Annotated in this window: 9 protein-coding genes; 7 read left to right on the top strand and 2 right to left on the bottom strand. The window is 40.3% G+C overall.

Annotated features, from left to right (window positions below; translation table 11 throughout):
* The first annotated feature begins 109 nt into the window (after window positions 1–109).
* The gene (locus tag A1232T_RS02865) at window positions 110–592 is read left to right on the top strand and encodes a hypothetical protein (protein WP_077447962.1); all 483 of its coding nucleotides are present in this window, start codon (window positions 110–112) and stop codon (window positions 590–592) included.
* 109 nt (window positions 593–701) lie between these two features.
* Here the strand turns inward: A1232T_RS02865 and A1232T_RS02870 are convergent, their stop codons facing one another.
* Window positions 702–1,091 carry an SCP2 sterol-binding domain-containing protein gene (locus tag A1232T_RS02870; RefSeq protein WP_077447963.1) on the bottom strand — a complete coding sequence of 130 codons (390 nt, stop codon included), beginning with the start codon at window positions 1,089–1,091 and terminating at the stop codon, window positions 702–704.
* Window positions 1,092–1,839: 748 nt separating this feature from the next.
* Between A1232T_RS02870 and ccoN the strand changes: the two genes are divergently transcribed.
* The 6 genes from ccoN (at window position 1,840) to A1232T_RS02900 (ending at window position 7,767) form a co-directional block, all read left to right on the top strand.
* Complete coding sequence (ccoN, locus tag A1232T_RS02875) at window positions 1,840–3,330, top strand: cytochrome-c oxidase, cbb3-type subunit I (RefSeq protein WP_077447964.1); 1,491 nt, start codon at window positions 1,840–1,842, stop codon at window positions 3,328–3,330.
* Window positions 3,331–3,355: 25 nt separating this feature from the next.
* The gene (gene ccoO / locus A1232T_RS02880) at window positions 3,356–3,994 is read left to right on the top strand and encodes a cytochrome-c oxidase, cbb3-type subunit II (protein WP_077447965.1); all 639 of its coding nucleotides are present in this window, start codon (window positions 3,356–3,358) and stop codon (window positions 3,992–3,994) included.
* Window positions 3,994–4,176: a cbb3-type cytochrome oxidase subunit 3 gene (locus tag A1232T_RS02885; protein WP_077447966.1), complete on the top strand. Its 183-nt coding sequence runs from the start codon at window positions 3,994–3,996 to the stop codon at window positions 4,174–4,176. Before ccoO ends, A1232T_RS02885 begins: the two co-directional genes overlap by 1 nt.
* Window positions 4,173–5,285, top strand: a complete 1,113-nt coding sequence (gene ccoP, locus A1232T_RS02890; protein WP_077447967.1) for a cytochrome-c oxidase, cbb3-type subunit III — start codon at window positions 4,173–4,175, stop codon at window positions 5,283–5,285. The genes A1232T_RS02885 and ccoP overlap by 4 nt, the downstream gene beginning before the upstream one ends.
* A 379-nt stretch (window positions 5,286–5,664) precedes the next feature.
* Window positions 5,665–7,071 (top strand): cytochrome c oxidase accessory protein CcoG, encoded by a 1,407-nt coding sequence (gene ccoG / locus A1232T_RS02895; protein WP_077447968.1) that lies wholly within the window; start codon window positions 5,665–5,667, stop codon window positions 7,069–7,071.
* A 114-nt stretch (window positions 7,072–7,185) separates the two neighbouring features.
* A complete protein-coding gene (locus A1232T_RS02900) occupies window positions 7,186–7,767 on the top strand; it encodes a FixH family protein (protein WP_077447969.1) in 582 nt (193 codons plus the stop codon).
* Between the two features lie 73 nt (window positions 7,768–7,840).
* Here the strand turns inward: A1232T_RS02900 and A1232T_RS02905 are convergent.
* Window positions 7,841–8,106, bottom strand: a 266-nt coding sequence (locus A1232T_RS02905) for a zinc ribbon domain-containing protein (RefSeq protein ID WP_077447970.1), incomplete at its 5' end; no start/stop codon positions are given.

The raw sequence follows: 8,106 nt of genomic DNA on the forward strand, positions 1-8,106 counted from the left end.
TACACAAACTCTGTATTTACAACTGTTACAAAATAAGGTTACTATTAATCAACTTCTCTAAATGAAAGAGTAAATCAATAGAGTTTATTCGATTCATATCAGTGTGTTTATGAAACCTTCTACTTCTGACAAGATTTTTACCCCCTCTTCCCTGCCTATTCCCTTATTAATGGCAGAAGGTTCAGCCGACTCTAACTTTCTACAACCTGCTTTTTATAAATCGGCCAACCCGCCTTATGAGTATAAGTATAAAAAGGTCAGCCACACTCCTTCGATAAATTTAGACACCAACTTATCAGGCGCCAAAGAAGAAGTCGCACTACTATATCGTGAACAAGCCTGCCCTACTAATTCTTCGGCTGCCTCTTCAACGCCGTCAAAAACTTATGTGAAGTCAGAATCACAGCTAGCCAGTTCAGCCTTTGATACGGCTTCAAATGAAATACCTTCTACTAAAAATAATAATAAGGCGCTAACACTGTTTATGAAGTCTCTACTTGGCGAAAAAGCTTTTCATTCTATCAGTCTTTTGTCTGTCAGCTTTTTTATCTCAGGCATGCTGCTCATGTTTTATCTCATCAATTTGATTTGATTGCTTATTTTGATTTGATTGATTAGATAGTTGGCCATAAAAAAAGAGTGTTTGCTAAGCAAACACTCTTTTTTTCTTAATCTAGGCGTAAACTAAACCGTAAAGATAATTACGCTTGCTCAGTCATTGCATAGATTTTTTTGAAAAGATCTTTTTGTTCAACTGAAGGCTTGGCCGTTTGTAGCGCCATAACTTGACCCATATCACCATCAATACGAATTTTGCCTGACATAAAGGCATTCATTGCTTCATTCATATCGCCTTTTAAAGCAATCGCTTTTAGGGTCTCTTGATCAATATTGATCGTGGTGGTTGCGTCTGTCTCACCTTTTTTCAAAACACCGTTTTCAAGAGCGGCATTAACATCACCATTTGCGGTATTGGTGATTTTTAGGTTAATTTTGGTGTTAGCCAATGCTGGTGGAAGATTTAAATCACCAGCCTCTGCAGTTAAACGATCCACTTCGTTAAACCATTCATCCGTTAAAAAAACTGCCATAAGAGTTTCCCTGTTCAAATTAAAAATAGAGTTAAAGTAAAAATAGGGTTAAAATATACCTTAAGCATATTAGTTGATATTTCAAAATAATGCTTATAGTTTATATAGTTATTACTTAATATAGTCAAGATAGGTTTTATTAAAGTAGCAAAATTTACTTTGACTGTATCAAGAGCTAACGCTAGAGCTTTATCAACTGATGGGTCGCATCATAAATGTTTTTACTTTTTTGTTCGTAAAAACCCTAGATAAAACAGCTATCTAACCAACTGAGGTAAATACTAAGCTTAGATTGTATCAAAAACCATAGACAGTACAGTATTTTTTGACTTACTGAGTCATTTTTAATGTTACAAGTTAAGTGTTACTCTATGCTGTTTTGAAACGTAGCATAGTGATAATTGTACCTTTTGACTCAAGTATTTAACGAATAAAGCGATTTACCCATAAATTTTTTACGGGTTTTTTCTGATTTGACTGTTTCGTCAGATGATATTTTGTATCCTATGCGTTACAATAGCTTCATATTTAGATAACATCGGGTATAGCAACCAAACATTTGAGACTAAAATTTAGGTTTTAGCTCCTCAATAGTTAGCCATTTCCAAACTAAACCACTGAATAAATGCATGTTATAAACACCTTTAAAGTCGACCCTAAGTGTCAGCTTTATTATTCAGAGTTATTTATAGGCTACTGAGTTTTGGTTGACACCTTTGATACTTAAGGCTGTAAAGGAAATATTCCAATGAGTATAAATAACACAGCAGTCTCTCCAGTCGATCGTGATTATGAAATCACAATTGTCAGATATTTCACAATCATGGCAATCGTCTGGGGGATTATAGGCATGGGTCTTGGGGTGTTTATCGCCTCACAATTGGCTTGGCCTGCCCTAAACTTCGATATCCCTTGGCTAACGTTTAGCCGTTTAAGACCGCTGCATACGAACGCGGTAATTTTTGCGTTTGGTGGTTCTGCTTTATTTGCAACCTCCTACTACATCGTACAGCGTACCTGTAAAACCAGACTATTCGCTCCTTACTTGGCGTGGTTTACCTTCTGGGGTTGGCAGGCAGTCATTGTTGCTGCTGTCATCACTTTACCCTTAGGTTTAACTTCAACCAAAGAGTATGCAGAGCTTGAGTGGCCTATCGATATCCTAATCGCAGTCGTTTGGGTTTCTTACGCCATTGTTTTCTTTGGTACATTGATTAAGCGTCAAACGTCGCATATCTATGTAGCAAACTGGTTCTTTGCAGCTTTCATTATCACTATTGCTTTACTTCATATCGTTAACAGTATGGCCATCCCAGTAGGATTATTTAAATCTTACTCACTATTTGGTGGTGCTACTGATGCGATGGTTCAGTGGTGGTATGGACATAACGCGGTTGGTTTCTATTTAACAGCAGCCTTCCTAGGTATGATGTACTACTTCGTACCGGTACAGATCGGTCGTCCAATTTACTCTTACCGTTTATCAATTGTGCATTTCTGGGCGTTAATCGCTTCATATATGTGGGCTGGTGGACACCACCTTCACTACTCTGCACTTCCTGATTGGACCCAGTCTTTAGCTATGGTGTTCTCAGTGATTCTATTCGCTCCTTCTTGGGGTGGTATGATTAACGGTGTTCTAACCTTATCAGGTAGTTGGGATAAACTACGTACTGACCCAATCATTCGCTTCTTGATTGTTGCTTTATCGTTCTACGCGATGTCAACTTTCGAAGGCCCAATGATGTCAATTAAGACAGTGAACGCTTTATCGCATAACACTGACTGGACTGTAGGTCACGTACACTCAGGTGCACTAGGTTGGGTAGGCTTAATTACAATGGGCTCTTTATACGTATTAATTCCACGTATTTTCAACAAGCCTAAGATGTATTCAATCAGCTTAATTAATACTCACTTCTGGCTTGCAACTGCGGGTACTATTTTCTACATCGTTTCTATGTGGATCTCTGGTATTGGACAGGGCATGATGTGGCGTCAAACAAACCCAGATGGAACGCTTGCTTATAACTTCATTGAAACAGTAACGTTCTCTCACTACCCGTACATCGGTCGTGCATTTGGTGGTTTGTTGTATGTAAGTGGTATGTTCGTGATGGCTTATAACGCTTATAAGACTATCAAGATGCCAAGCGCTCGTCCTGTTGACGAAGCTGACCCAACAAATCATAGTCCTATCGTCAAAGATGACGAAGACACTCAGCCTGTTAACGTGTAAACCAGCAATCGCTTAAGGAGATATCATGGCGGGTACAGCTCATGAAATAATTGAAAAAAACACAGGCTTGCTGGTCATCTTTATTGTTATTGCAATTAGCTTTGCAACATTAGTAGAGATTGTTCCATTAATTTTTGATACCAAGTCTGGTGAAGAAGGTGGGGTTAACCAACCCTTACCTACTATGGAACCATGGACAGCGTTAGAGTTTGAAGGACGTGATATTTATATCCGTGAAGGCTGTCATGTGTGCCATACACAAATGATTCGTCCACTACGTGCTGAAGTTGAACGTTATGGACCTTATTCACGTGCTGCAGAATCTACGTGGGATCACCCATTCCTATGGGGCTCAAAACGTACTGGTCCTGACCTTGCACGTGTTGGTGGACGCTATTCTGACGATTGGCAGAAAAAGCATTTAATCGACCCACAATCATTGGTACCTGAATCAGTTATGCCAGGTTTCCCATGGTTAGCTAAGCAAGAAGTCGATGGCAGTAAAGTACAAGCCAAAATGCGCTTATTCCGTGATCGCTTTGGTGTTCCTTACACTGAAGAAGACATCGAAGGTGCTCCTGACCAAGTATTGGGTGCAACCGAACTTGATGCGCTTGTGGCTTACTTACAGCAGCTTGGCACCGCGATGGAGGGTCAGCGCTAATGAGTATCAGTGACCTACATATTATTGCTACTGTGGGGGCATTTATTGCCTTCATCAGTATCGCATGGTGGGCGTATTCACCTAGTAACAAGAAGCGCTTTGAAGAAGATGCACAGCTTGCGTTGGATGATGACATGTTAGGGTCATCAGCCTCTAATTCACGCAATAAGGATAAAAGATGAGCATATTTTGGAGTTCATGGATCACCATCTTAAGTCTGGCCTGTTGGTTAGGTATTCTTGGCGTGCTCCTTTTCGTTCTGCGTAACAAACCAGATTTAGAAGAAGACGGCACTACAGGTCATACTTATGATGATGTTATTCAAGAGTATGATAAGCCGCTTCCTAAATGGTGGTTGGTTATTTTCTTTGGTAGTATCGTTTGGGGCTTAGGTTACTTCCTACTTTTCCCAGCACTGTTCCCACATGCTTTCAACGGTATCGCAACTGTTGAAGTAGACGGTAAAACAGTACCTTGGAGCTCAAAGAATGAGCTTTATAGCGACCTAGAAAAGAACAACAAGGTTTTCACTGAAAACTTTAATACTAACTTCTTACCTAATGCGGCGGCTCAAAAGCAACTGGCTACTTTGGCTTCTTTACAAGCTAAAGAACCTGTTAAATCTGAGCGTAGCAGTGAGTTAAGCCAAGAGATTCAAACTAACGTTGAAGCTCTAGCTCCTTACGTAAAAGAGTTATCTGGTAACCAAAAAGCACTAATGGCTGGTGAACGTCTGTTCTTACAGAACTGTGCAGTGTGTCACGGTTCAACCGCTCAAGGTGCTCCAGGCTATCCTAACTTAACCGACAATGATTGGTTACACGGTGGTGAGCCTGAAAATATTTTGGTAACCCTACATAATGGTCGCCATGTAGACCTTGACCCAACTCAGCCATTACCTATGCCAGCTCAACGTGATGATATCGGCGAGCAAGGTGTTCGTGCAGTAGCTGAATACGTTCTTTCAATCTCTAAGAACCAAGAGAAAACAGAACTTGATCCAGTTAAAGTTACTGAAGGTAAAGCAATCTTTGAAGAAAAATGCTTTATCTGTCACGGTCAAGATGCGAAAGGTATGGTTTCAGCAGGTGCCCCTAACCTAACTGACGGTATCTGGTTATTTGGCGGTGATCGCGAAACGATCCAGGAAACTGTTCGTAACGGTCGTGCTGGTGTGATGCCAGAATGGGAGACTAAGCTTGGTAACGAACGTATTATGTTATTAGCTTCTTACGTTTATTCATTATCGAATAACGCTGTTGTAGCTCCAGCAGATACAGCTGCTAAATAGCAATTAATCGACATTTAGAATGTTGAGTTATCTATCCCAGACTAATCTTTAATATCATCAAAAGGGGGCTGTCAATACAGTCCCCTTTATTCGTTTTACCTTCCCTGTAGAATATTAGCTTTAAACATATATTTAGATTGTATTTTATACCGTGAATAACCATATAATAGCTATTGATAATATAAGTCTGTGTAAGTAGACAATAATGATCTAATACTTACCTTAAAATGCTTAGTTTTATATAGTCAGTACAGGCTAACTCAGAGTTAACCGAATCTGATAAATCAATGTTAAAATAGCAGTAGAGTAACTCGCGTCGAAACAAATCGCTTGCTCTTCTTTTGCCAGCATAATGGTTCTAATATTTAGAGGTACATTTATGTCAGCCCCCTCCCCTAATAAAATTCCAGTCCATGATATGGACGCCACAAAAAAACGCATCCACCCTCGTTTTACTGATGGTTTTTATCAGCGCATACGCTTATTTAGTATGTATTTTTTGTTAGCCTTATTTTTAATTCTACCTTGGATTAAGTATGACGGGCGACAAGCCATCTGGTTTGATGTACCTAGTCAACATTACTACATATTTGGGATGACCTTATTCCCACAAGACTTCTTCTTTGTTGCCGCAGGTTTTATCATTGCAGCCTTCGCTCTGTTTATGGTAACCGTCTATGCCGGACGTGTGTGGTGTGGTTATGCCTGTCCTCAGACCATTTGGACTCACCTGTTCCAGCATGTTGAAAAATGGGTAATTGGCGATAGAAACAAGCGTATTAAATTTGATAAGCAGCCTAATTCAGCGAGCAAAATCTCTAAAAAACTACTGATTTACTTCATCTGGTTTGTGATGTCAGTATTTACGGCCACGACGTTCGTTAGTTATGTGGCAGGCACCTCTGTGATCTATGGCAGCTGGCAGTCTCTAGCAGGTATTCCTTTCCCTGACTGGCCAACTTGGGTTTGGGTATCGATGTTTATCTTTACCTTTGCCACTTATGCCAACGCAGCTTATATGCGTGAGTTCATGTGTGTCTATATCTGTCCTTATGGCCGCTTCCAAAGTGTGATGTTTGATAAAGACACTTTGATTGTCTCATACGACTACAACCGCGGTGAGCCTAGAGGTCCGCGCAAAAAAGGTACCAAGCCAGAAGAGCTTGGTGACTGTATTGAATGTACCATGTGCGTTCAAGTCTGCCCAACTGGTATCGATATTCGTGATGGCCTGCAGGTAGAATGTATTCAGTGTGCGGCCTGTGTCGATGCTTGTAATGAAATCATGGATAAAGTGGGCTATCCCCGTGGTTTAATTCGTTATACCACTGAACGACAGCTTGTCGAAAATGAACAAAGTCGTTACCTACGTCCTAGATTATTCGCCTATCTGTTATTATTGTCAGTATTAATCGGCGTGGTTACTTATGCCTTGATTGACCGTGTTCCTCTTCAGATTGATGTTCGTGGAGACCGTAACCAGTTATCTTCTATGAACGCAGAAGGCCAAATCGTTAATAGTTATATTATTAAGGTGACCAACAAAACTCAGGAAGCTCATGAATATACGTTATCTATTACAGCACCTGAGGGCTTCACTCTAAAAACTCGATTTGCCTCTCTTCCTCTTAATGCTGGTGAAAGTTATGATATGCCAGTAAGTGTAGCGGCTGATCCAGAAGCCATTGATCAAGATGAAGTGCCTATAACCTTTAACGTTGACAGTAAAGATGGCTCTTACCATGCATCAAGAACCAACGTCTTTACTTCTCAGACGAAGAGATAAGTCACTAAAAACAGTGTCTTAAATAAGATACTTAGACATTTAAATCGCCAGTTTTATAGGGTCAAGCCCTATAAGCTGGCCCTTTATTTTATGCATAATGCTTAAGGTTTTCCTATGAAAAAATCCACCTCTCCTACCAATTTTGGGCACAAAGATACTCAGCCTTGGTATAAGAACTACATGGTTATTATCTTCGTCATTGGTCTGCCTTTATTTGTAGTAGTGGCCTGTATTTGGTTTGTATTTTATTCCGTGCAAATTAAAGATACCGTAGTCCGTGATGACTGGTATATGGATGGTAAGACTTTATACCAAGACGTGTCGCGTGATAAGCTTGCCCATGACTTGGCGCTACAAGGTGAGATGACTTTTGCCAAAGATGGTGAGGTTATTTTTAATCTAAATTATCCGCAGCAAAGCTTAGAGTCAGGCAAATTATTAGATGGTACCCCCCTGTACTATCCAGATAAACTTACCTTGTCTATCTCTCATGCTACGGATATTAAGAAAGACCGGGATGCCATATTAGAGCATGTTAAAGACAATCGATACTCAGCAAACGTAGAACTTGATGAGTTAGAATCGAAGTACTATGTTCAGGTAAGCAATGAGGGCAAATTAAACTGGCGCTTACGTGAGGTGGGTAAACTTCCTCAAGACCACATTACCTTTAAGCCCTTACAGTCTTTTGACTAACAATAACTGGGCTTTAATTAAATTTTCATCGCCCTATATTTATACGACTTCATTCATTGACTTCCTCCCCTCGCTAAACCGAGGGGATTCCTACATCTAGACAGTCAAGCCCGACCGCAAGGATGTTCTTAGCAGCATTGATATCTCTATCATGCCATGTGCCACACTCAGCACAAGCCCATCCTCTTATTCGCAAGCCTGCTCTACCTTTTGGACTACTGTCACTTATTTTAAGGCAGCACGAGCAGGTCTGGGTAGTGTAACTCTCATTTACCATCTCAAGCTGACAACCTGCATGCTTGCATTTATATTCCAGTTGTCGTTTAAGTTCAAACCAAC

The organism is Psychrobacter pasteurii, from assembly GCF_900162815.1.
Classification (GTDB): Bacteria; Pseudomonadota; Gammaproteobacteria; order Pseudomonadales; family Moraxellaceae; genus Psychrobacter; species Psychrobacter pasteurii.

Excerpts from the sequence above, each read along its gene's own strand:
- A1232T_RS02865 (WP_077447962.1), top strand. The coding sequence starts at position 110 with ATGAAACCTTCTACTTCTGACAAGATTTTTACCCCCTCTTCCCTGCCT.
- A1232T_RS02870 (WP_077447963.1), bottom strand. The coding sequence starts at position 1,091 with ATGGCAGTTTTTTTAACGGATGAATGGTTTAACGAAGTGGATCGTTTA.
- ccoN (WP_077447964.1), top strand. The coding sequence starts at position 1,840 with ATGAGTATAAATAACACAGCAGTCTCTCCAGTCGATCGTGATTATGAA.
- ccoO (WP_077447965.1), top strand. The coding sequence starts at position 3,356 with ATGGCGGGTACAGCTCATGAAATAATTGAAAAAAACACAGGCTTGCTG.
- A1232T_RS02885 (WP_077447966.1), top strand. The coding sequence starts at position 3,994 with ATGAGTATCAGTGACCTACATATTATTGCTACTGTGGGGGCATTTATT.
- ccoP (WP_077447967.1), top strand. The coding sequence starts at position 4,173 with ATGAGCATATTTTGGAGTTCATGGATCACCATCTTAAGTCTGGCCTGT.
- ccoG (WP_077447968.1), top strand. The coding sequence starts at position 5,665 with ATGTCAGCCCCCTCCCCTAATAAAATTCCAGTCCATGATATGGACGCC.
- A1232T_RS02900 (WP_077447969.1), top strand. The coding sequence starts at position 7,186 with ATGAAAAAATCCACCTCTCCTACCAATTTTGGGCACAAAGATACTCAG.